21 protein-coding genes are annotated in these 23259 nt (G+C 62.8%); 17 read left to right on the top strand and 4 right to left on the bottom strand.

Features of this window, described 5'->3' with window-relative positions:
• Window positions 1–43: 43 nt before the first annotated feature.
• Window positions 44–724, bottom strand: coding sequence for a hypothetical protein (locus P0Y64_12380; protein WEK42188.1), 681 nt, complete (start codon window positions 722–724; stop codon window positions 44–46).
• A gap of 125 nt (window positions 725–849) precedes the next feature.
• Between P0Y64_12380 and P0Y64_12375 the strand changes: the two genes are divergently transcribed.
• From P0Y64_12375 to P0Y64_12325, 11 genes are all read left to right on the top strand, one after another.
• Window positions 850–3366, top strand: coding sequence for a TonB-dependent receptor (locus P0Y64_12375; protein WEK42187.1), 2517 nt, complete (start codon window positions 850–852; stop codon window positions 3364–3366).
• Window positions 3367–3474: 108 nt separating this feature from the next.
• Entirely contained in the window at window positions 3475–4719 is a 1245-nt protein-coding gene (locus P0Y64_12370) for an MFS transporter (protein WEK42186.1), read from the top strand.
• Window position 4720: 1 nt separating this feature from the next.
• Window positions 4721–6280, top strand: a complete 1560-nt coding sequence (locus tag P0Y64_12365) for an FAD-binding oxidoreductase (protein WEK42185.1) — start codon at window positions 4721–4723, stop codon at window positions 6278–6280.
• A gap of 4 nt (window positions 6281–6284) precedes the next feature.
• Window positions 6285–7340, top strand: coding sequence for a nitrilase (locus tag P0Y64_12360; GenBank protein WEK42184.1), 1056 nt, complete (start codon window positions 6285–6287; stop codon window positions 7338–7340).
• On the top strand, window positions 7337–8536 hold the full coding sequence (locus P0Y64_12355; GenBank protein ID WEK42183.1) for a class I SAM-dependent methyltransferase: 1200 nt from the start codon (window positions 7337–7339) through the stop codon (window positions 8534–8536). Before P0Y64_12360 ends, P0Y64_12355 begins: the two co-directional genes overlap by 4 nt.
• Window positions 8533–8898 carry a hypothetical protein gene (locus P0Y64_12350; GenBank protein ID WEK42182.1) on the top strand — a complete coding sequence of 122 codons (366 nt, stop codon included), beginning with the start codon at window positions 8533–8535 and terminating at the stop codon, window positions 8896–8898. Before P0Y64_12355 ends, P0Y64_12350 begins: the two co-directional genes overlap by 4 nt.
• Before the next feature lie 426 nt (window positions 8899–9324).
• Window positions 9325–9633 (top strand): hypothetical protein, encoded by a 309-nt coding sequence (locus P0Y64_12345; GenBank protein ID WEK42181.1) that lies wholly within the window; start codon window positions 9325–9327, stop codon window positions 9631–9633.
• A 392-nt stretch (window positions 9634–10025) separates the two neighbouring features.
• The gene (locus P0Y64_12340) at window positions 10026–10964 is read left to right on the top strand and encodes a metallophosphoesterase (GenBank protein WEK42180.1); all 939 of its coding nucleotides are present in this window, start codon (window positions 10026–10028) and stop codon (window positions 10962–10964) included.
• Window positions 10965–10976: 12 nt separating this feature from the next.
• Window positions 10977–11309 carry a cupredoxin family copper-binding protein gene (locus P0Y64_12335; protein ID WEK42179.1) on the top strand — a complete coding sequence of 111 codons (333 nt, stop codon included), beginning with the start codon at window positions 10977–10979 and terminating at the stop codon, window positions 11307–11309.
• Between the two features lie 31 nt (window positions 11310–11340).
• The gene (locus tag P0Y64_12330; protein ID WEK42178.1) at window positions 11341–11949 is read left to right on the top strand and encodes a sigma-70 family RNA polymerase sigma factor; all 609 of its coding nucleotides are present in this window, start codon (window positions 11341–11343) and stop codon (window positions 11947–11949) included.
• The gene (locus P0Y64_12325; protein WEK42177.1) at window positions 11946–12686 is read left to right on the top strand and encodes an anti-sigma factor; all 741 of its coding nucleotides are present in this window, start codon (window positions 11946–11948) and stop codon (window positions 12684–12686) included. The genes P0Y64_12330 and P0Y64_12325 overlap by 4 nt, the downstream gene beginning before the upstream one ends.
• A 300-nt stretch (window positions 12687–12986) precedes the next feature.
• On the opposite strand, the gene P0Y64_12320 is transcribed toward P0Y64_12325, so the two are convergent.
• Window positions 12987–14033, bottom strand: coding sequence for a hypothetical protein (locus P0Y64_12320; GenBank protein ID WEK42176.1), 1047 nt, complete (start codon window positions 14031–14033; stop codon window positions 12987–12989).
• 25 nt (window positions 14034–14058) lie between these two features.
• Window positions 14059–15018, bottom strand: a complete 960-nt coding sequence (locus tag P0Y64_12315; protein ID WEK42175.1) for a GTP-binding protein — start codon at window positions 15016–15018, stop codon at window positions 14059–14061.
• Between the two features lie 174 nt (window positions 15019–15192).
• On the opposite strand from P0Y64_12315, the gene P0Y64_12310 reads away from it, so the two are divergent.
• From P0Y64_12310 to P0Y64_12300, 3 genes are all read left to right on the top strand, one after another.
• Window positions 15193–15906: a hypothetical protein gene (locus tag P0Y64_12310; protein ID WEK42174.1), complete on the top strand. Its 714-nt coding sequence runs from the start codon at window positions 15193–15195 to the stop codon at window positions 15904–15906.
• 218 nt (window positions 15907–16124) lie between these two features.
• Complete coding sequence (locus P0Y64_12305; GenBank protein WEK42173.1) at window positions 16125–16433, top strand: hypothetical protein; 309 nt, start codon at window positions 16125–16127, stop codon at window positions 16431–16433.
• 91 nt (window positions 16434–16524) lie between these two features.
• The gene (locus tag P0Y64_12300) at window positions 16525–17208 is read left to right on the top strand and encodes a hypothetical protein (GenBank protein WEK42172.1); all 684 of its coding nucleotides are present in this window, start codon (window positions 16525–16527) and stop codon (window positions 17206–17208) included.
• Window positions 17209–17384: 176 nt separating this feature from the next.
• Here P0Y64_12300 and P0Y64_12295 read toward each other — a convergent pair whose 3' ends face one another.
• The gene (locus P0Y64_12295) at window positions 17385–19058 is read right to left on the bottom strand and encodes a long-chain fatty acid--CoA ligase (protein WEK42171.1); all 1674 of its coding nucleotides are present in this window, start codon (window positions 19056–19058) and stop codon (window positions 17385–17387) included.
• A 290-nt stretch (window positions 19059–19348) separates the two neighbouring features.
• Between P0Y64_12295 and P0Y64_12290 the strand changes: the two genes are divergently transcribed.
• From P0Y64_12290 to P0Y64_12280, 3 genes are all read left to right on the top strand, one after another.
• The gene (locus tag P0Y64_12290; GenBank protein ID WEK42170.1) at window positions 19349–19768 is read left to right on the top strand and encodes a DUF2147 domain-containing protein; all 420 of its coding nucleotides are present in this window, start codon (window positions 19349–19351) and stop codon (window positions 19766–19768) included.
• Between the two features lie 36 nt (window positions 19769–19804).
• Window positions 19805–21106, top strand: a complete 1302-nt coding sequence (locus P0Y64_12285) for a porin (GenBank protein WEK42169.1) — start codon at window positions 19805–19807, stop codon at window positions 21104–21106.
• Between the two features lie 550 nt (window positions 21107–21656).
• Window positions 21657–23195, top strand: coding sequence for a hypothetical protein (locus P0Y64_12280; protein ID WEK42168.1), 1539 nt, complete (start codon window positions 21657–21659; stop codon window positions 23193–23195).
• The last annotated feature ends 64 nt before the right edge of the window (window positions 23196–23259 follow it).

The following is a 23259-nucleotide window of genomic DNA, read 5'->3' as shown; positions in this document are numbered from 1 at the left end:
AACTTATAAGTCAAGCGCAAAAGCGCCAACCCGCGCTTTCGCGTCAGAAAGGCTTCACGGTGCCGAGGTAGGAAGTGGCGACCAGCAACGCGTAAACGATGAACACCCAGACGCGCGTGCGATCCATCGTGCGGCGCAACGGCACTTCGGTTTCGTCGCTGGACCCTTCCTGCAACAGGCGCCCGAGCTGCGGACCAACCGGCTTGAAGGCGACATCGATCATGATGGCGGCGACAAAAATCAGACCGAACAACAGCGCCTTGGTCGCAAGCCATTTCGGACCGAGCGGCGCCCCGGTCGCGAGCGAAGTGACGCCCAGCCCCAGATAACCGACGGTGATCGCATTCTTCAGCCAGAACTCGATTCGGCGGTTGCGCGCGGCGCGCGGCGTCATGTCATGAAAATGGGCATCCCATACCAGCCAAATCCAGATCAGGCCGGCCACCCAGGCGCCCGCCAGAATGACCGCCGGCACATCCCAGAAGCCACCCATCGCCACCACGGAAAGCGAAACCGGCACCATCAGCGCCCAGGCGGTGCGAGGCGTCATATCGATCAGCACGAGCAGCTTCAGCAGCGCGATTCGCTGATCGAGCGTGTAGATCTGGCGCTTACGAAAATGCTGACCGGCGAGGAAAACGCCGACGTCGCCCCCCAGCCAGAAAACGAACAACAGCATGTGGAAATAGACGAGGCTTGGGTAAGCGAGACCAGCGATTGTCATCCGAAATTCTCCAACGGGACCGTGAGGCCGCTTGACAGGCCCTAGGTTACATGAAAATTTGTCCGGACAAATCAGAAAATGAACCGCAGGCGGAACCGCCGGTTTCGGACCCAAGGGAGAATGAGATGAAGCGACTTCTGCTTGCCACCACGGCGGCCTTGCCCGCGCTACTTTTCGCCACACCGCTAAATGCCCAAACGACAGACGCTGCCGCGGCTGCATCAGCCAGCGACGCGTCAGCCGACCAGCCCGCCAACAATGGCGTTCAGGATATCGTGGTCACCGCGCAGCGCCGTTCGGAGAGCCTCCAGAAAGTGCCGATCGCGGTTTCCGCCTTTTCCGCCGATCAGTTGCGCAGCCAGGGCGTGTCGAACACGCTGGAGCTGGGTCGCTTCGTTCCGAATCTGGTGTCGATGAACAATACCGGCGTGGGCTCGGCCAACGCTTTCTATCTGCGCGGGCTCGGCAATACGGAAACGATCCCGACCTTTGATCCGCCGGTCGGCACCTATGTCGACGACATTTATCTCAGCCGCCAAAACGCCAACAACATCAATCTGTTCGATGTGGAGCGCGTGGAGGTTCTGCGTGGGCCGCAGGGGACTCTGTTCGGCCGCAACACCACCGGCGGCGCGGTCAACGTCATCCTGAAGGAGCCGGGCAAGGAATTCGGCGGATTCGCGGAACTCGGCTACGGCAGCTACAACAAGAAGGTAGCGCGCGGCTCCGTCGATATTCCACTCGCCGATACTCTGGCCATCAAATTGAGCGGCTATTGGCAGGAAGATGACGGCTACACCAAGGACGTCACCACCCATCAGCGCCTCAATGATGATGACGGCTGGGGCGTGCGCCTCGGCATTCGTGGCGAACTGGCGCCTTGGGCGCATTGGAACGCCTCTTATGCCCATATCGTCGCGAACGGCGAGAACATCCTGAACTTCGCGTGCAATCCCGCCAACCCGACCGAATGCGACGGACGTTATGCGACGACCGGCATTCCGGTGGGCAAAAGTTCGGCGGACTCTCCCTTTGCGTCGCTGCCGATCAGCGGCCGGAAGAAGAATTTCCTGCTGGGGAATTATACCGCGACGAACCTGATCTCTTCCAACCTGTCGTTCGACCTCAATGACGATACCAAACTCGCCCTGATCACTGGCTTCGTCACTCAGGCGCAGCAATATGCGCTGGATTTCTATGACGGGCGCAGCGGGCCGTCGCTAGCGAACCCAATCCCGCCGGTGATGGGCTATACGCGCGGCGGATTCACCATCTTGAACGACGGCGTGCACAATCAGTTCAGCCAGGAATTGAAGATCAACGGCAGCGTGGCCAATCATCTTGTAGATTACGTTGCCGGCGTCTTTTACCTCGTCGAGAACAATCGCACCGATTTCGCCGATCTGTTCACGCTCTCGCAGGCAACCACGCTGGTTCTGGCCGATCGGACATTGCGCAACCGGACCGAAGCACTGGCCGGCTATGCGCAGGCCGATCTCAACCTGACATCCAGGCTCAAGCTGACGGCGGGCCTCCGCTTCACCGACGAGATAAAAACACTCGGCGTGCAAGACAATCGCGCAAGCTGCAACGACGGCTCGATCGAGGCGACCTGTCTGGATACCGCGAATCTGGTCGGGCCGTCCGGTCTCGCCATTCCGCATCGGCAGAGCGCCAAGATGTGGACCCCGCGTTTTGCGATCAACTATAACGCCACGGACGATGTGCTGCTGTTCGCCTCGGCGACCCGCGGCTTCAAATCGGGAGGGTGGAATGCGCGCGCGACCACGCCTTCGGCGTTCCTTCCCTTCGGCCCCGAAAAGGTCTGGAGCTATGAAGCGGGCGTCAAATCGGAATGGTTCAATCACCGCGTTCGCGCAAACCTGACGTTCTTCTACCTCGACGTGAAGGATCTCCAGACGCCGTCGGCGCTGGTCGCCCCCAATGGCTCGGCAACGTTCATCACGCGCAACTTCGCCGACATGACGAACAAGGGCATCGAAGCGGAGTTCACCTTCGTTCCGGTCAACGGCCTCAACCTCTACGTCAACGCCGGCTATCAGGACGCGAAGTTCGACATCAATCGCAACGCGCCGGATTATGACGAATATGGCATCCAGTCCGTCAACGCCCAGCAAAAGGCATGTCTGGCGCTTTTGGCTGCCGGAAACGTTCCCGGCGGCACCGGCACGACCGCATCGTGCGGCGCCGGCATCATAACGCCGACCGGGCAGATCGCCGACCCCGCGAGAACGCCGAAATGGACCCTGGCATTCGGCGGGAATTATGAACTGCCGCTCGGCAGCAACGGCATGTCGCTGACCCCTTCGGTCAACGCGAGCTATCGTGCCAGCCAGGAAACCAACGCCGCCAATTATACGATCTACTCCGGCTCCGTGACCGGCACGAACGGCACCTATCCGGCAAATCCCTATTCAGGAGAGATCCTGACGGGCTCATTTGCGCCGGCTGTCTGGTTCGTAAACGCCGGCCTCGCCCTGAACGGCCCGGAGAAGAAGTGGCAATTGTCGGTATCCTGTACCAACTGCTTGAACGAGATCGCGGCCAATACATCGCTCGTCAACACGCGCTATCTCGATCCTCCCCGGACGTGGATCGCGCGCATGCGATACAAATTCTAAGCGATACAGGATCGGGGGACGGTGCTGGCGCGCCGTTCCCCGTCATCGATTCGCAGGTTTCGGGGAGTTCGAAATGACAACGACATGGCGCAAGGAATGCATTCAAATATGACAGGCGCGGGTGGGCGTTCGGAATTCCGGCTGGGTGCCAAGCCGCTCGCGGCGGCATTGATCGGGGTGGCTTGCGGCGCCTCGCCTCTGCCCTTCAACGTGCTGCCATTGGTGATGGGGCCGATCAGCCGCGAATTTCATTGGGATTTCGCCGCCACCAGCGCCGGCATCACCGTTTTCGGCATCATCGCCGCGCTGTTGGCGCCCGTTTTCGGCGCATTGTCGGATCGTTTCGGTGTGCGCCCGGTGGCGCTGACATCGCTCGTCCTGTTCGCGCTGGTCTTCGCGTCCTTCTATTTCCTGCCTTCGTCGAAGATCGGCTACCTCCTTTTCTGGGGCATATTGGGCGCGATCGGCATCGGATCGACACCGGTTACCTGGAGCCGGGCCATCAGCATGTGGTTCAATCGCCACCGTGGACTTGCGCTCGGGATCATGTTGCTTGGCACCAGCCTGGCGGCGATGATCGTGCCACAGATCGCGCAACGGGCGATCACCCTTGGCGACTGGCGGCTGGCCTTCCCGATCGTCGCATTATTGCCGCTTATGATTGCCTTACCGCTCGGCTACCTCTGGTTTCACGAACCGCGGCCGGAAGAGCGCCCCGAGGGGATAGCGGATGCGAGCGGGGCGGTTCTCGGCGACACGCTGAAAGAGGCTGCATCAGGCTATCGCTTCTGGATTCTGTTCGCCTCGATCCTGATTACCGCCTTCGCTTATGGCGGCGCACACATCCATATCGCGCAGATCGTCGGGCTGCATGGCTTTTCCCCGGAAGTCGCGGCGAGCGTGCTCGGTGTTGTCGCGCTGGGCATTCTGGTCGGGCGCCTGCTGGTCGGCTTCCTGTTCGATCGGCTGTGGGCCCCCGGCGTTGCCTTTCCCGCGCTGCTGCTCCCGGCCGTTGCGTGCTGGCTTCTGATGGGCACCCAGGCCGCGCTCAGCCACGTAATCATCGGCGGCTTCCTGCTCGGCTTTGCCGCCGGCACCGAGTCCGACATCATCGCCTACCTCGCCGCGAAATATTTCGGCATGGCGCATTATGGCCGCATCTACGGCGTGCTCTACATTCCCTTCGCGGTCGGTTCGGCCATTTCCCCCATCATCTACGGCCTGGTTCGCGATCGCACCGGCAGCTACGACCTGATCCTCGCCCTCGCGATGGCCTTGTTCGCGATCGGCGGCGCGCTGCTGCTCATGCTCGGTCGCTATCCGGCGCCAAAGCCACTTGCTTCAGGAAATTGACATGGCGGTTGACGCGTTGACCAAAGACACCCCTCTTACAGCGATCTCCGCCGCGGTCGGCGCGGACGCATTGATCACCGACACGACGGAATTGCGCTATTATTCGCAGGACGTGTTCAGCAACGGCCCTGTTCCGCTCGCGGTGTTTCGCCCGACGGATACCGCCATGCTCGCGCGCGGCATAGCGGCCGCGACCAATGCAGGCGTCGCGATCGTCCCGCGTGGCGGCGGCATGAGCTATACCAGCGGTTATCTGGCGAGTGAGGCCGGGGCGCTGTTGATCGACACCGGATCGATGAACCGGGTGCTCGACATCAACGAAGAAGACATGACCGTCACGGTGGAGGCCGGGTGCACCTGGGACAAGCTGTACCGTACACTGAAGCCGATGGGATTGCGCACGCTGGCGTGGGGCACCTTGTCGGGTATCAATGCGACGGTGGGCGGCGGCATGAGCCAGAACGGCGTGTTCTGGGGCGCGTCTGGTGGTACCGTCGTCGATGCCGCGCTCAGTTTCGCGGTCGTTCTGGCCGACGGTTCGATCGTTTCCACCGGCAGCAACTTCTTCCGCCCATTCGGGCCGGATATCACCGGCCTCTTCGCGGCGGATTGCGGTGCGCTGGGCGTCAAGGCGACCATAACGCTAAAGCTGGTGCGCGAAGGCACCGCCTTTGCTTACGGCTCGTTCTCCTTCCCCGACGCGGACGCCTTTTTCGGCGCGATGAGCGAGATCGCACGCGAAGGGCTTGCGTCGGAAAGCTTCGGCTTCGACCCCTATCTGCAATCACAGCGCATGAAGCGCGAAAGCCTGACCAAGGATGCCAAATCGCTGGTCAACATGATGAAGGCGCAAGGATCGGTGCTGAAGGCATTGAAGGAAGGCGCCAAGGTGGTCGCGGCCGGCCGCTCGTTCCTCGACGACGTACCCTTCTCGCTCCACCTGATTTGCGAAGGCCGCTATCAGAGCGCGGTTGACGCCGACATGAAGGCGATCGAGGCGATCGCGCAGAAACACGCCGGAAAAGCGATCGAGAACACGATCCCCAAGATTCTGCGCGCCAATCCGTTTCCGCCGGTCAATTCCATGGTCGGCCCTGACGGCGAACGCTGGGTGCCGGTGCACGGCTTCCTGCCGCACAGCCGGCTGGTCGAAGGATGGAACCGCATTCAGGCGCTGTTCGCGGAAAATCAGGCGGAGATGGAAAGCAACGGGGTCGCCGCCGGCGCGATGCTCGCTGCCGTCAGCCGCTCGACCTGCCTGATCGAACCGGTTTTCTTCTGGCCGGACGCGCTGGAGGATATCCACTGCCGCTCACTGGAGCCAGACCATCTGGCCAAGCTCAACCGCTTCCCGCCCAACACCGCATCGCGCGCGCTCGTCGATCGGCTGCGCAGCGAAATCGTGCGGATTTTCGCCGAACTCGACGCGACCCATTTGCAGATCGCCCGCACCTATCCGCTGCACGAAGCCAGCGACCCACGGGCCTGGGCCGTGCTAAAAGCGGTGAAGCACGCCGTTGATCCCCGTTATTTGATGAATCCAGGTTGTTTGGGGCTGTGACGCGATGACCACAATCAAACCCTATGCCGCGCTCGCGCTGCAAATCGCCGCGCGCTCCGTGGAGCGCCTGCCTGATCGCGCCACCGCGCAGGCGCAGATGCTGGCAATGATCGCGGAGATCGGGATCAAGCTGCGCGCTTCATCGGTGTTCATCGAGCAATATGGCGGAACCCCCGTGCGGCTCGCGGTGCTCCCCGAATATTTCCTGACCAGCTATCCGGGGCGCATTTCGGTGCCGGATTTCGCGGAGAAAGCCGCGCTCGACATGAACGGGCCGGAATATGACGCGCTCGGCAAAATCGCGGAAGCGCAAAACCTGTTCCTGGCGGGCAATGCCTATGAGCGCGATCCGCACTTCCCCGATCTCTATTTCCAGACCAGCTTCGTTGTGGGGCCATCGGGCGACGTGGTGCTGCGCTATCGCCGGCTCAACTCGATGTTCGCCCCCACCCCGCACGATGTCTGGTCGAAATATCTCGACATCTATGGGCTGGACGGCGTTTTCCCGGTGGCCCGGACCGAAATCGGCAATCTGGCCGCGATCGCGTCGGAGGAAATTCTCTACCCCGAAATCGCGCGCGCACATGCCCTGCGCGGCGCTGAGGTATTCGTCCATTCCTCGTCGGAAATCGGCTCGCCACTCGCAACGCCGAAACAGATCGCCAAACGCGCGCGCGCGTTCGAGAACATTGCCTATGTGGTGTCAGCCAACACGGCGGGGATCGAGGGAACCGCGATGCCGCAGGCCTCCGCCGACGGCAATTCGATCGTCATCGATTATAAGGGGCGCCCACTGGCGGAAGCGAGCCCAGGCGAGACATTCACCGCCTTTGCTGATCTTGATATCGAGGCGCTGCGGGCGCAGCGACGCAAGCCGGGGATGAGCAACTTCCTGTCTCGTCAGCGTCTCGAGCTGTTCGCGCCCATTTATGGCGGCCCATCGCCGCAGCCCGCCAACAGCCTTATCGCCGATGGCGATATCCAGACCCCCGATCGCGATCATTTCCTGCGTGTGCAGGAACAGGTGATCGCGCGCCTTTCGAAGGAGGGAGTGATATGAAACAGGACGTACCCCCACCCTATACGGCTGTCTCGCAACACGCGGTGTTTCCCACGCCGTCGCACGACGAGGCCGCGCGCTACAACTTCCTCACCGCGTTCAACAAATATCTGTCGGGCACCGTCGGGCCGGGCAACAAGATCGCTTACGATACGCGCGCGCTGCCTGCGTTTCGCGCGGAACACGGGCGAGATCCGCAGGATCGCTTCGAAATCCGCGACGCGATGAACGAAGACCCGTGGCACCGCTATTGGTCAGCGCTCAAGCGCAATTCGATGGAGATGCGCCAGCAGAACGGGCGCTCGATCACGCTGCGCCAGCTGGACGAGCTGACCGCCAAGGTGCGCCAGTTCAACGAAGGTCGCGCGACGCTGCAACTCGATCCCGAGCTGCCGCTGCCGCACTATATGAACGTCGCCGACATCCATTGCATGCCGGGCAGCTATCACGGGGAGGAGCGCCCCGGCGACATGTCCGCCGGCGCCAATTACGATAGCGGCCTGTTCGCCACCACCGGTGGCGGCCTCGGCGCGCTGTCTGACGGCGGCGGGCAGGCGCTGGTGGAGTGGATCAAGAAGGAACGTCCGGGCTGGAGCCCTCGCCGCATCCTCGATCTTGGCTGCACCGTTGGCCACAATATCGTGCCCCTGGCGCTTGCCTTCCCCGATGCCGAAGTGATTGCGATCGACACGGCCGCCGCCGTGCTGCGCTATGGCCATGCCCGCGCGCAGGCGCTCGGCGCGAAGAACATCACCTTCATGCAGATGAATGCGGAGGACATGAGCCGTTTTGCCGACGGTCATTTCGACTGGGTGCAGACGACGATGTATCTGCACGAATTGTCCGGCACCGCCCTCCCCCGGATCGTCGACGAATGCGCGCGTGTGCTCGCGCCGGGCGGCCTGATGTTCCACCTCGAACAGCCGCAATACAGCGACGAAATGCCGCTTTACGAGCAGTTCATCCGGGACTGGGATGCGTTCAACAACAACGAGCCGTTCTGGTCAGCGATGCACGCGCTCGATCTGAAGCAGGTGATGGAAAACGCAGGCCTGCCGCGCGACAGGCAGTTCACCGCCCGCGTGCTCGCGGTGGTCGATCGCACCATCTTCCCGCAATCCGCCGACGGCGCCGAGGAGGATCACGGCCGCGCCGCCGCCTGGAACGCCTATGGAGCCTGGAAACCCGAAGCATGAGCAACGAAAGCATCGACTGGATCGCCCGCGCCGGCACGCGCGCCAAGGGGCGGCGCCCCGACACTCTTCAGGATTTCACGGCCGAGCGGACATTGTCGATCCTTCTCGCTCTGGCGGGCGAGGTGGCCGTGCTGCGGGAACGGCTCGACACCGTGGAACGCCTGCTTGAAAGCAAGGGAACGATCAGCCGCGCCGATATCGAGGCATTTCAGCCGAGCGGTGACGCGGCTTACGAACGCGCCGTGATGTCGAAGGAATATGTCGCGAGGATCATGCGAGGATTCCAGCAGGAAATGGAAGCGATGCAAGCGGCGCCCGAACCGTCGATGGCTGAGCTGAGCGCACGGCTGCGGGATAGCTGATGATGCAGCATCGCACGATCAACGGACGAATCCGCTACACCTCCAAAAAGCCGGAAATGCTTGATCAGGCACGGGGTTCCGAGTGGTTCAGCTTCACCCATCACGGCGATGGAAGCACCATTTTCCGAGCGCGCTGCGAGATCGAGGAGCCATCGCCGACCGTGCTGCGCGATATCGTCTATGCGCTCGATGGTCAGGGGCGCCCACAGGATCTTCATGTCCACCTGACGGTTGGGGACCGTTATATGGGCTCGGGCTGGTTCCATCATACCCCCGGAGGCGGCGGTGGGCTCATCGAGTGCGAGAGCTTTGGCCCTTCAATCGGGCGGCTGTCGCAGAAGATGTCCTATACCGGCGCGATCGACGGTTTCGGCACCCATCCCATCGCTGGCGACGGCTATACGACCCGCTGCATGGATCCGTCGCGTGGCCCGCATCGCCGCCGAATTCGGGTATTTCTCCCCTCCCCCGATCATCGCGGCGCCACCCCCGCCGATGATCGCGGAGGTGGAGATCGGGCTGGAATATGTCGGCGAAGAAAGGGTTACGGTCGCGGCGGGGACGTTCGACTGTCGCCACTTCCGCTTTGTCGATGATGAAGGGCCCGGCATGGGTGGCGTGTCTCACCCGCATTATGACCTTTGGGTAACCGCCGATGACGATGCGATCTTCGTGCAGGGTGGTGTGGGTGGCTATATGCAGACCTGGTACGAACTCGTCGAACTGGATCGCTGAACCGGGAGGGATCCGCGCCCGCCCCTGACAAAGAGTCTGTCAGTGGTTTACTGCGCAAAGCCATAAGGTGGGATAGGAAGGACCATCGCGATCGACGGGAATCGTGCCGGACCAGTTGTTGGCCGGCAAAGGCCCGCACGCCCTATTCGCAAAGGACGAACCGCTTGCTGAGGTGAGAAAGGCGCTCTCACGACGGGCGTTGTCGAACGGGCAATCGCCGCGAATGGACTCTGGAAGCCGTCTGTGAGGCCGGCGACGATCTCCACGCGTCAGCCGGGCTGAGCGCCCGATCGAAGAGGACGGGGACCGAGGCGCCGGCGCCAATTTCGACAGCCGGGGAATAAATCGCTTCCGCCGCCAGTCTTGTTGTCAGAACTCCTGTGGAGCGGACAATGAGCCACGATTTTCCGACGGACCGCCGCGAAGCGTTGAAGTGTATGGCCTGGGCCGGGACCGGCGCGTTATGGGCGCTGAGCGGCGGGGTGGCATCGAGCGCGATAGTCGATGCCGCACTCGCTGCGCCGCTCTCCGCAGCCGGCACGGCCAGCTTCACGTTCCTCCAGCTGAGCGACAGCCATATCGGCTTCTCCAAGCCAGCCAATCCCGACGCGCGCGCCACCTATCGCGAAGCTATCGCGAAAGTGAAGGCGCTCGCCACGAAACCGGACTTCATCATCCACACCGGAGACATCACGCAATTATCGCGCGATGAAGAGTTCGACGACGCCGACCAGATCCTGCGCGAAACCGGGATCCCCGCTTTCTTCGTGCCGGGCGAACACGACATGGTCGATGAAGGTGGCGGCAAGGCGTTTCTAACGCGTCACGGCAAGGGCAGCAGTGGCGCGGGCTGGTTCAGCTTCGATCACAATGGCGTGCATTTTGTCGCGCTCGTCAACGTCGCGGACCTTCAACCCGGCGGCATGGGCAATCTCGGCGCGGCGCAGTTGCAGTGGCTTAGGCGCGATCTCGCCACGCACACAGACTCGACCCCGATCGTGGTGTTCGCGCATATTCCGCTCTGGACGGTCTATGCGGAATGGGGCTGGGGAACCGGCGACGCGCAACAGGCCCTGGCGCTGCTCCGCCGGTTCGGGTCAGTCACAATTCTCAACGGCCACATCCATCAGATCGCGCAGAAGGTGGAAGGCAGGATGACCTTTCACACCGCGCGCTCCACCGCCTTTCCCCAGCCCGCGCCCGGAACGGCCCCGTCTCCGGGACCGCAGCTCGTTCCCCCCGGCGAACTGCGCGCGGTGCTGGGGATCACCGACGTAAGCTTTGTTCGCGGCGAACATCCCATTGCCGTGATCGACTCCACGCTCGCCTGAAAGGCTCATTTCATGAATCGCATTCTATTCGCGATCGGCTGCGCAATGCTCGGCGCGGCCCCGGCGATCGCCATGCCGGCGCAGAACGCCACGGCCGCGGCGGTGCACATCTCGAACTTCACGTTCGGGCCAAAGGCGCTGACCGTGAAGGTCGGTCAAACGGTAACCTGGACCAACGATGACGATATCCCGCATGCTGTGGTCGCGACCGATAAGAGCTTCCGGTCAAAGGTGCTGGACTCCGGGCAGTCATTCAGCTTCACTTTCACCAAGCAAGGCGCATTTGCCTATTTCTGCTCACTCCATCCGATGATGACGGGCAAAATAATTGTGGCGGCGCGCTAGGATAGGATTTGGTCCAGAGGAGCGGACTGCGGTGATCGGCGGCTTTCGGCCTCGGCTGATCAGCGGCGGGCATCGACCCGCCGATCCGCAATTGCGCTTCCGTGAGCTGATGTTGCCGCACCTCGATGCGGCCTATAATTTTGCCCATTATCTGACGCGCGACACGAGCATCGCCGAAGATGTCGTGCAGGACACGTTCCTTCGCGCGTTCAAGTCTTTCGACAGCTATCGTGACGGGCCGCCGCGCCCGTGGCTTTTCGCGATCTTGCGCAATTGCTGGCGCGACCGGGTGGGCGAGCAGGTCAGACGCGAACGCCTCGTGATGTCAGAGGTCGCCTTATCCGACGCCGAGGCGGCGGCGGTCGCCAATATCGCCGACGACGCGAACGACACCCCCGAGACGGCACTCGCCCGGACGCGGGAAATCGATACCGTGCGCGGCGTGATTTCCGATCTGCCGGAGCCGCTGCGCGAAACGCTGATATTGCGCGAAATGGAGGGTTTTTCCTATCGCGAGATCGCCGCGTTGACCGACGTGCCGATCGGCACCGTGATGTCGCGGCTTGCCCGCGCCCGGGCGATGCTCGCGACAATGCTGTTGCCAATACACGCTCCGCCGCAAGAGGAACGCCAGGCATGACCGCGTGCGCAGACCGGCAGATGGTGCTCCAGGCACTGCTCGACGACGAATTGGATGCGGCGAATGTCGCGGCGATCGAGGCGCATATGGCGGCCTGCCCCGATTGTGCAGCCGAGCTCAGTCAGTTGCGTGCGGTGCGCGGGATCGTGACCGGCGAGGCGCTCCGATCGCGGGCGCCGGAAAGTCTGCTGGCACGGATCGAAGCGGCTTTGCCCCCCTCATCTCGCGCCAATCCATGGCCCGCCCGCCTTGGCTGGGCCAGCAGCGGCGCGGGCGTGGCGATCGCCGCAAGTCTGGCGCTGATGCTTGCCGCGCCGCCACCCGCCGAGCCCGACGTCGGGCAGCAACTTGTCTCCAGCCATATCCGCTCGCTGCTCGCCGATCATCTGGTCGATATCCAGACCTCGGATCGTCACGTCGTAAAACCATGGTTCAACGGCAAGATCGACTTTTCGCCACCGACGCCCGACTTGACCGCGCAGGGTTTCCCTCTGGTCGGCGGTCGGCTCGACTATATTGGCGACCGAACCGTCGCGGCGATCGTGTATCGCCGCCGGCTTCATACCATCAATCTGTTCGTGTGGCCGACCGGCCCCCGCGAACCTCACGGCTCTATGCAGATGGATGGCTATACCGTGCGCCGCTGGACTCGAAACGGCCTCTCTTACTACGCGGTTTCGGATATCGCCTCGGGTGACCTCGCGCAGTTCGAAACAAGTTTCGTTTCAGCGCAGTAGATTGATGCGGGCGTCATGCGCCCCTCCGGAAAATCACCTCGCAGGGTCGCGCCGATCGGCATCATCGCGATCACCGAGACCGGAGAACAATATTATGCTCCCGCGAACGATATCGCCATGGCAGCGCGGCGTTCTCCTGAACCCTGATTTCCCTGAGCACCCTTGCCTTGGTTAAATGGGCGGCACACCGATCAAACCCGCTCATTTCCGTGCAAGAATATACGACAACACATTGATTCTAAAAACATTCAATGGCGCCCGAATGCGGAACACATCGAGAAGCGCACAATTTGCCTAGGGTCACGCGGGTTTAGATGCCCGCTGGATTACCGCGTTCGCGAGCTTATCGCTGAGTTCCGCAAGGTGATCGAAGCGCGTTTCGTGATGCGCCATGCCCTGGCTCAATGATCGCAGCTCAGGCTCCAGTCCGGGAAGTTCCGCCTCGGGCAGCAGCAGCTCGATCTCGTCCCAGCGCGACCAGCCTTCGAGTGGCGCTATCCCCAGCACCTGCCCGCGTCGGCTGGTCGCGGCGGAGGTGATGCGAGAGACGGCGCTGCCCGGCGCGCGGATGGTTACATGCGCGACAGGCTCGAGCAGATAGGGCGTGGCCGCCGTCAGGGCTTCGGCCATCGCGATCCGCCCGGCGGTGCGAAAGGCGAGTTCTGAGCTGTCGACGGAATGATAGGAGCCGTCGACCAGCGCGACCGCGACGTCGACGACCGGAAAGCCGAACGGCCCGCGCATCATCGCGTCGCGCACACCATGTTCGACGGCCGGAATCCATTGCCGGGGGATCGCCCCCCCGGTGATCCGCTCCTCGAAACGAAAGCCGTCGCCACGCTCGAGCGGGCGCAGCTCGATGATCACATCGCCGAACTGGCCATGTCCGCCGGATTGCTTCTTGTGGCGGCCGTGCTTCGTCACGGTCTTGCGGATCGTTTCCTTATAAGCGATCGCGGGCGGCCGCACCGATATGGCCACGCCGTACCGCCGTTTCAGGCGCGCCTGAACCACCGCGAGATGCTCGTGATTGAGCCCATGGAGCAGCGTTTCCTGCGTCGCCTCATCAAGCCCCCAACGCACGCCGGGATCTTCCTCCGCCAGGCGATTGAGCGCTGTCGAGAGCCGCACCTCGTCCTTATGATCGGTAACGGTGATGGCCAGCGCGCAATTGCCCGGCGGGCGGTGCGCCGCTTCCGCAAAGGCTTGCGGGCGCCCGGCCGAACCAAGGCGGTCGCCCGCCTGAACAAGCTCTGCCTTGGCGATGCCCACGATCTCGCCCGGCTCGGCACGGTCAATCTTCGTGGTCGCCGCGCCCTGCAGCGAGAACAGCGAGCCGATCCGCATCGGATTTCCGTCGGTGCTTAACAGTTCAGCCCCCCTCGGCAAGCGGCGAACCGAACACCCGCGCGAGCGCGAGGCGCCCGATCGCATTGCCATGCGTGACCTTGAACACCTGCGCCGCCGCACCGTCGATACCCAGTCGATCCGCCGTCAGCGCCGCGACAGGCGTATCGTGGCGCAGCATCTTGAGAAGGCGGCGGATGCCGAACCCGTTGAGCGCCGAGCCGAACAGGATCGGCACGATCAGCCCCGCCCCCGTCTCACGCGTGAGATCGCCAAAGATGGTCGCGGCGCCCGGCGCCTCGTCGTTCAGCAATTGCTCGAGCAGCGCATCGTCATGATCCGCCAGTTGTTCGAGCATGTGGAAGCGCGCCGCAGTCTCATCACTGCGGAGATGGGCCGCCAGCGGCACCTGTTCCGAGCGACGGCCCGGCTGATAATGATAAGCTCGCTCCAGCGCGAGATCGACAAAGCCGGCGACGCGTTCGCCCGCCCGGATCGGAATTTGCCGCGCCACCAGCGTCGTGGCGCTCATGGGCTGGAGCGCGGCGAGCAGATCCTCGATGCTGCCGCTCGCCTGATCGATCTTGTTGACGAAAATCGCATGCGGGATGCGCAGCGCCTCCAGCCGCCGCAACGTCGGTTCGACCAGCGGCGCCCGTGCCGGATCGGGATCGATCACCACCAGCGCCAGATCGGCCACGGCCAGCGCCATCTCCGCATCCGCCACGAAGCCCGCCGAGCCGGGAGCATCGATCAGCGCATAGCCTTCCTTCATCCATTCGAAGCGCATCAGATTAAGCTCGGTAGAACCTTTCCGCGCCCGCGCTTCGGGGCTGGCGTCGCCCACGCTGCTGCCGGCATCTACCGCGCCCAACCGGGCGGTGGTTCCGGCGGCGAACAGCATCGCCTCGGCAAGGCTTGTCTTGCCTGTGCCGGCGGGGCCGACGATTGCGATGGCTCTGGTGCCGTGGACAGTTCCATCCATCTCGCTCTCCTCCTGCCTGCGTGTTTCCCGTGCCGGAAATCGCCCGCTGGAATTGCGAGGATCAACCTCCACGCGCGTGAACGCAAGATCGTTCGCGCAATCCGATCTTGGCCGTGGCCAAACGGGCGGCCGGGATTTAGGGTTGCACGGGATGACTAGGTTGATGGCGAGACAATGGCTGCCGAGCGTGCCGGCGCGCCTCGACAATCGGGGACGGAGCAAATGCCCGAACGCCGGTCGGACAAGCAGGATGAGCGTGCGGTGAGCAGGCAAGAGCCGTCAAAACGGGAGTCACGGAAACGCCCGCTTGTGCCACCCATGGCATTCCATTCGCTGATACTGGCGGCCGGGCTGTTCGGAAGCGCGGCCGGCGCCGCCGAGGACTATCGTGCGCGGGATGTCGGCGGCTGGACGGTGGCGGCGAGCGAGGATGGCAACGGCTGTTTCCTGACGAGGCAATATGATGGTGTCGGCGGCACCACTTTGCTCCTCGGTCTCGATACCGACGGCACAAACCACCTGTCGGTCCTGAACGACAATTGGTCGATCAAGCGTCAGGAGCGGTTGAACCTGGATTTCCGCCTCTCCAACGGCGGCTACACCGGATATACCGCGATCGGGATGATCTCGAACGGGAAAAAAAGGGTTCGTCACGGCCTTCGAAGCGAAATTCCCCTCCTATTTCGCGACATCCAAGGCGCTTCACATATCCCGCGGCAATGTGCCGGTCGCGCGGCTGAACCTCGCGGGCAGCGGCCCTGCCGTCGCGGAACTGCGGCGTTGTGTCGAGGCGCATCGGGCGAGCGCCCGAGCCAAAGGAGGGAAGAAGAAGCGATCCGATATCGTACCGAAGGATCCGTTCGCACCGGGCGCGGCCGTGCGCGCTAAGCAGCGGTGATCGGTTGAAATATCGGCCCGACGCGATCCGCTCGCCGTCCGCATAACCCCGTTGCGAGCGACGCAAAACGGGTTGGGCGCGAGCGCATGGCTGGTCGCCCGCTTTCCTCCACTGAACCGAGCGGATGCACAGCCTGCCATAATCGGATTGTTTCGACCCCGTACGCTGGGTCTGATGCTCAGCTTAGTTAACGGTTAGAAGAAACATGATGTCGCTGCCTGTAAAGAAATTTGCTCCCATGATCGTAATTCTGGCTGGTGCGGTCGCCCTGGGGGGCTGCGCCACCAAGTCCTATGTCCGCGAGCAGATCGCGCCCGTTAGCCAGCGCGTCGGTGTTCTCGAGCAGAAAATGCAGGAAACCGACAGCACCGCCAAATCGGCACTGGCGGAAGCGCAGGCCGCGGCCGGACAGGCCCAGAATAACGGTCAGCGCCTCGATCAGCTCAACGGCCGGGTGGACGGTCTGGATCAGCGCCTGACGACGCAGGAGCAAAAGCGAAAGCGCCCGCGCAATTGACGCATCTGATCGGCACATGCCGATCGGATTGTAATTCTGGTATCGGTCGTCGCCCCGTGCGGCGACCGTTTTATGGCGAGCGCCTGAATAGATGAGTAATGTTTTGCTGGCGCTGGCCGCACTGGCCCTGATCGCTCCGGCCCCCAAGAATAATTCCAAGTCGCCGCCGGTATCGAAACAGACTGAAGCTCCGCAAGCCGAGAGCAAGATCGTGCCGTCCGCCGCGGCGGCGCGCGTCGCCCGCTGGATCGCCGCGTCCGGCGACAATCACGCACTGCCATATGCGATCATCGACAAGATCAACGCGTCCTTGTTCCTGTTCGACGCCAAGGGGAACTCGCTCGGCGCGGTTCCCGTCCTGATCGGCGTCGCCGTTGGCGACGATGCGACCCCGGGCATCGGGAGCAAGAATCTCGCCGAGATCGGGCCAGCCGAGAAGACGACGCCTGCGGGACGTTTCCTGGCCAAATTCGGATCGACTGGCGGAGAAAAGGTTCTTTGGGTCGATTATGCGACCTCCGTGGCGCTCCACCCGATCCCGAAGGGCGCGAGCAAGAAAGAGCGACGCCGCCAGCGGATGCTTTCCCCTTCGACCGAGGACAACCGCATCACCTTCGGCTGCATCAACGTCCCTCTGGCCTTCAACAACAAGGTCCTGCGCCCACTTTTCCAGCGGAAGGGGGGATATGTCTACATATTGCCCGATACCAAGCCGCTCGAGGTGGTTTTCCCTCGCCTGCGCGTACAGGCGCTAATGGAGAATGGCACGCGCTGATCGCGACCGGCCCGACGCGCATGAAGCGGTAGCGCAAAGGAATCGGTGAATATCCGGTCTCGGGAAACGCTGCCACTCGTCGCGATCGAAACGGGCGATCAGCGGCGCGGACAGAAGGGCCGCGCTTCTACGATAGGCAACCCCTCTGGCAGGGCATCAGCGGATCGGACGGACCATCACGCGGCGCCATCGATCTTCGTCACCGGCTGGAGCTTGCTCTCCGCGACCAGTTCCTTCTTCGAGAGCTTCCCGATCAGCGTCTTGGGCAATGTGTCGCGAATTTCGATTTCGCGGGGAAGTTCGATCTTGCTGACCTTGTCGCTCAGAAAAGCGCGAAGCTCCGCCGGCGTTGGGGTCGTGCCCGGCTTCAGCGTCACGAACGCCTTGGCCGCCTGCCCGCGATAGGGATCGTCGACGCCGATCACCACCGCTTCGGCAACCGCCGGATGCTCATACAAAGCATCCTCGATCACGCGCGGATAGACGTTGTAGCCGCCGCTGATGATGACGTCCTTGATACGATCGACGATGAACAGATAGCCGTCGTTATCAAGATAACCCACGTCGCCGGTGCGCAGCGCGCCATCGACGAACACCTCGCGCGTCTCATCATCGCGCTGCCAATATCCGGCCATCACCTGTGGTCCGCGTGCGCAGATTTCGCCGCGCTCGCCCTCCGGAACTATTTTCCCCGGATCGGTGAGGTCGTGGATTTCGATGGTCGTCCCGGGGAACGGCAAGCCTGCGGAACCGGGCTTGTCCACCCCGTCGATCGGGTTGCACGTGATGATCGGCGACGCCTCCGACAGGCCATAGCCCTCCACCAGCCGCGCGCCGGTGTAGCGAGTGAACGCCTCGCGAATTTCGGCGGGCAACGGCGCCCCGCCCGAGATACAGGCGCGCACCCCCGACAGATCGACGGTCCTCTTCTCCGCGACATTGGCGACCGCGCCGAAGATCGTCGGCACGGCCGGCAAGAAGGTTGGCCGCGTGCGCGCGATCGTCTTTAGCATCCCCTCCAGCTGGAATCTGGGCAGCAGGATCATCTGCGCGCCGACGCGGATCGAAAAACTCAACACCGTGGTCAGCGCAAAGACATGGAACAGCGGGAGCGCCCCGATCACGCGATCCTGCGACAGGCTCTCGCCGCCGACATAGCTCACCATCGCATCGGCATTGGCGACCAGATTGGCATGGGTCAGCATCGCCGCCTTGGGCAGGCCAGTGGTGCCGCCGGTATATTGCAGCACCGCCACCGCATCCGGCGTAACTGTTGGCGGCGTGAACTCATCTCCCCCGGCCGCCAGCAATTCATGAAAGGTAAGGTGCCGGGCGTCGCTGGGCCTCGGCGCGATATCGCGGCGCTTGAAGAGGCGATAGGCGATGCGTTTCAGCGCCGGCAATTCCTCGGCGATCGGGCAGGTGATGACGTGGCGCACGCCGAGATCGGCCGCGACCGACGAGATACGCGCGTGCACATCGGTCAGATCGCAGGTCGCAACGATCTCCGCACCGGAATCGCCCAACAGGTGATGCAGCTCCCGCTCGACATAGAGCGGGTTCACATTCACCACGACGCCGCCGAGCCGCAGTGTCGCCAGAAACAATATCGGATAATGCGGCATATTGGGCATGCACAACGCAACCCGCGTGCCGCTCCTTACCCCCAGCGCCTGCAGGCCGGCCGCCGCCCGGCGCACCGATTCCGCCAGATCGGCATAACGGATCACGCGACCCATGAAGTCGATTGCCGGCCAGTCGGGGTGAGCGAGCACCGTCGCATCGAACAACGCGGTCAGCGGGCGCGGCTTGGATTCAAGGGCTGTTCCCGTCGCGATCGCCAGATTCATTCCCGCTCACTCCTCCATATTCACCCGCCGACCACCCGGTCTCCGCGCGCTTCGGCGCGCACAGCTTAACCGATGGTGCGGATAAAGCACTCTTTTGGCCATGCCGGGGCACGACATCGCCTGTCCGATTAGTGTCTTATCGGTAACTCCGCGAACGGCCCACGGTATCCCGCCGCGCCGCGTTGTCGATTGCCCGTTTTTCTTTTGCACCCAACCACGGGTGAAATGCGTTCGGGTGGGGCTCGGGCGGCGCGAACCGTCCGGCGGCAAGGTAAAACGAGGTCGCGACAATGATTGTAATGCCCCTGCTGGCACTCGCGATGGCGGCAAGTGGTGGCGACGCGCAGTCGCCCGATTCCGTCGTCGGGCGCTGGCGCACCGAAACCAAGAACGGCATCGTCGAGATACAACGGTGCGGCCCGTCGATCTGTGGGCGGCTGGTGAGTTCGGACAAGCTCCGCACCGATCCCACGCTCAAGGATCTCAACAACAAGGACGCATCTCTGCGCGGACGGCCGCTGAAGGGACTGTTGATTCTCAATGGCTTCACCGCATCCGGCAGCGTCTGGAGCGGCGGCAGCATCTACAATGCCGACGATGGGAAGACGTACGGCGCGAAAGTTACACTGGTCGGCCCAGACAAGTTGACCGTGCGCGGCTGTGTGTTCGTGCCGCTGTGCAAAACTCAAACCTGGACCCGCGTGAACTGACGCGATCGACCAGCCTGTATCGTAAAAGGAGTACCCATGACCCCCTCTCTAAAAGTATCGATTATCGCCGGCGCGTTCGCTTCTACCTTCGCGCTCGTCGGACAGGCCAATGCGCAGGCGTTCTATCTTCAGGAGCAGTCGGCGCGGGGAGCGGGGCGGGCTTTTTCCGGTGAGGTCGCGGATACCGGCGCGGCGTCGCTGTGGTGGAACCCGGCCGCGATCGCCGACAGCGATCGCCCCGAGGTTACGCTGAGCGCGGCGGCGATCCTGCCGCGCGGCGAAGTGGTGGATCGCGGCACATTGATCGGGCGCCCGGCACAGCCCTTCGCCCCGGTTGGCGGGGATGCGGTTTCGCGTAATCCGATCAACAATGGCGTGCTGCCGTCCGGCGCCTTCGTCATGCCGCTCGGCAAGGGCATCGCCTTCGGCCTCGCCGTCACGTCGCCCTATAGCTTCACCACGGATTACAGCAGCAACAGCTGGGCGCGTTATTCGGCGGACCGGACCAGCCTGCGCACCGTGGACGTCCAGCCATCGCTAGCCATCGCGCTGACCGACTGGCTGCGCGTCGGCGGTGCGGTCAACGTCGAATATACCGACGCCACGCTCAGCAACGCTTTGCCCAATGTCCTCGCCACGCTTCCCGACGGCGAACAGCGCCTAAAGGGCCATGGCTGGAATGTTGGCTGGAGCGCCGGTCTCCAGATGCACAATGATTTCGCCACCGTCGGCATCGCCTATAAATCCGCGATCAAGCACGATCTGAAGGGCGATCTGGCGATCAGCGGCCTGCTCGGCCCGCTGGCGACTTCCAATACGACGCTGTCGGACGTGCGCGCGCGGTTCTACACGCCCGCGCAGATCATCGTCGGCGGCCGTTTCCGCGCCACCTCCGCGCTGACGCTCAACGCGCAGGCAGTCCGTTATACGTGGAGCAAGTTCGACGCCATCCAGTTGGGCGCGCCGATCAACCTCGCGATCCCGGAAAACTATCGCGACAGCTGGAGCCTCGCCGGCGGCCTGGACTATGCCGTGTCGCCCAAGCTCACGCTACGTGCCGGCGTTCAGCGCGCCATCACCCCGACACAGGATGGCGAGCGCGATGCACGCGTGCCGGATTCGGATCGCTGGAACTATGGCGTCGGCGCGAGCTACAACGTCAGCAAGCGTTTCTCGATCGATGCCGGCGCCAATTACGTCGATTTCGCCAATGCCTCGATCGATCGCGTGACGGCGGCCTATGTCGGCACTCCGGCACAGACGCCGATCCTGACCGATGGCGAGTTGCAGAAGGCCCATGCATTCGTGCTTTCGCTGGGCGGCCGCCTGACCTTGTAACAGCCAAAGGGAGCGGAGGCGCGCGATCGCCTCCGCTTGCCGTATCGGCCTGGGAGATCGCCCGCCACACCGCAGGCGGCCTCCCCGCCCCCTTCAGATTTTCGATGAACTATAAATGAAAAATCGAACACACTTCCGCAAATGAAAAGCTATTGGATTTCACTTTGCGCTAATTCAGAATAATTCATTTTCAAATCACAATTCATAACATCAAACGATTACAAGCAATTCTATCGATAGAGACCACAAATTCATTCAGACACCCCAGCCATACGACAAAACAATTTCAGATTAACTTTCCGTGTCACAAAACTGAAATTAAATATCCCTATCTGCCCGTCGCAGGAGTTGACGACTGTGGCAAAGGGCACACCTTGTGAGATCGGCTTTCTTTATTGGGGCTTCTGTTATCGCGCTGACAGGCGCGCTGCCCGCTTCGGCTGAATCCGGTTCGACGCATCATTGCGCCTCGCGTTACCGGGATGCACACGGTGCGCTCCGTTGCCGCGCTTCCCATCATACGGGCAAGGTCGCGGCGCAGTCTGGCGCGGTGACTAACGAGATTTCCGAGCTGCGCGCGGAGGTTGCGGATCTCAAGCAACAACTCGCCGAGCAATCGGTGGCGGTGAACCGGCTCTCCGCCGCAGCATCCGCCCCGCAACCCGCGCCAGCTCCGGTCGTGGCGTCGGCCGACAGCGAAGCCATCGCCAAGCTCACCGAGGAAAATGGCGAGCTTTCCAAGCGCGTCGCCAAGATGGAGAAGCCGGATCGCCTGCCGTTCAAGGGCATCACGATTACCCCCGGCGGCTTCCTCGAAATGACCTCGATCTACCGCACCCATAATCAGGGCGCGGACATCGCCTCGACCTTCAACAACATTCCGTTCCTGCAGAGCCACGTCGCCAACACGCACGAATTCCGCATGACCGCGCGGCAGAGCCGCCTGTCGCTGCTGGCAGAGGGCGATGCGTCGAAGGAAACCCATCTCGCCATGTATGGCGAGTTCGATTTCCAGGCCGCCGGCGTCACGGCCAATTCGAACCAGAGCAATTCCTACAGCCCGCGTATCCGCAACCTCTACGGCACGATCGACCAGAAACTGGGCGGCGGCGACATCACCGCGCACGTCCTGTTCGGGCAGAACTGGTCGCTCGCCACGATGAATTCGAAGGGTATCACCCCGCGCGCCGAAGTAACGCCGCCGGTGATCGAAGCGCAATACGTCCCCGGCTTCACCTTCACGCGCCAGCCGCAGGTGCGCGTCGCGGTGGATTTCGACAAGAAATGGTGGTTCGCGCTGTCGCTTGAAAATCCGCAGACGACCTTCACCGGCACCGTTCCTTCGGGCTTCCCGGATCTCGTCACCACCGTCCCCGCGGGCAGCGGCTTCGGCGGCAACGGCATCGCCGAAAACGCGATTTCGGCCAACCGCTACCCCGACGTGATCGGCAAGGTTGCCTATGAGGGCAAGTTCGCCGGGCGCACGCTGCACATCGAAGCCTTCGGCATGGTGCGCGATTTCTACGAGCGGCTGAACGGCGCGAACCACGATGTCCGCGGCTGGGGCGCCGGCGGCAGCATCGGCACGCAGATCGTGCCGGGCGTGCTCGATGCGCAGTTCAGCGGCATCGTCGGCGACGGGATCGGGCGCTATGGCGCCGCCAATCTCGCCGACGTGACCTACAACCCCGATGGCACGTTGACGCCGCTGCGCGAATATATGCTGCTCGCCGGCCTCACCGCGCACCCGACCAAGATGCTCGATGTCTATGTGTTCGGCGGCGAGGAATGGGAAGACGCGCATTGGTCCACGGTCAACGGGGTCAATTACGGTCTCGGCAACCCGAACTTCAACGGCACCGGCTGTTTGATCGAGGGCTCGCCGCTGCCGTGCACTGTGCAGACCCGAGCGGTGAAGCAGATCACCGCCGGCTTCTGGCAGCGCGCGCTGCAGGGTCCGTGGGGCCGCGTCCAGCTCGGCATTCAATATAGCCGCACCTGGCGCGATACCTTCACCGTCAATCAGGGCGGCGCACCGACCGCGAAGCAGGACATGGGCTTCTTCAGCATCCGCTACTACCCGTTCTGATTACGAACGGCACTGTCACAAACTCTGTCATCGAACGCGCGCACAGATCGGCCTATGCATTGAA

The sequence above is a fragment of the Candidatus Sphingomonas colombiensis genome, assembly GCA_029202845.1.
Classification (GTDB): Bacteria; Pseudomonadota; Alphaproteobacteria; order Sphingomonadales; family Sphingomonadaceae; genus Sphingomonas; species Sphingomonas colombiensis.
The sequence above is the reverse complement of the archived record's forward strand: the minus strand, read 5'-3'. Positions and strand labels throughout refer to the sequence as shown.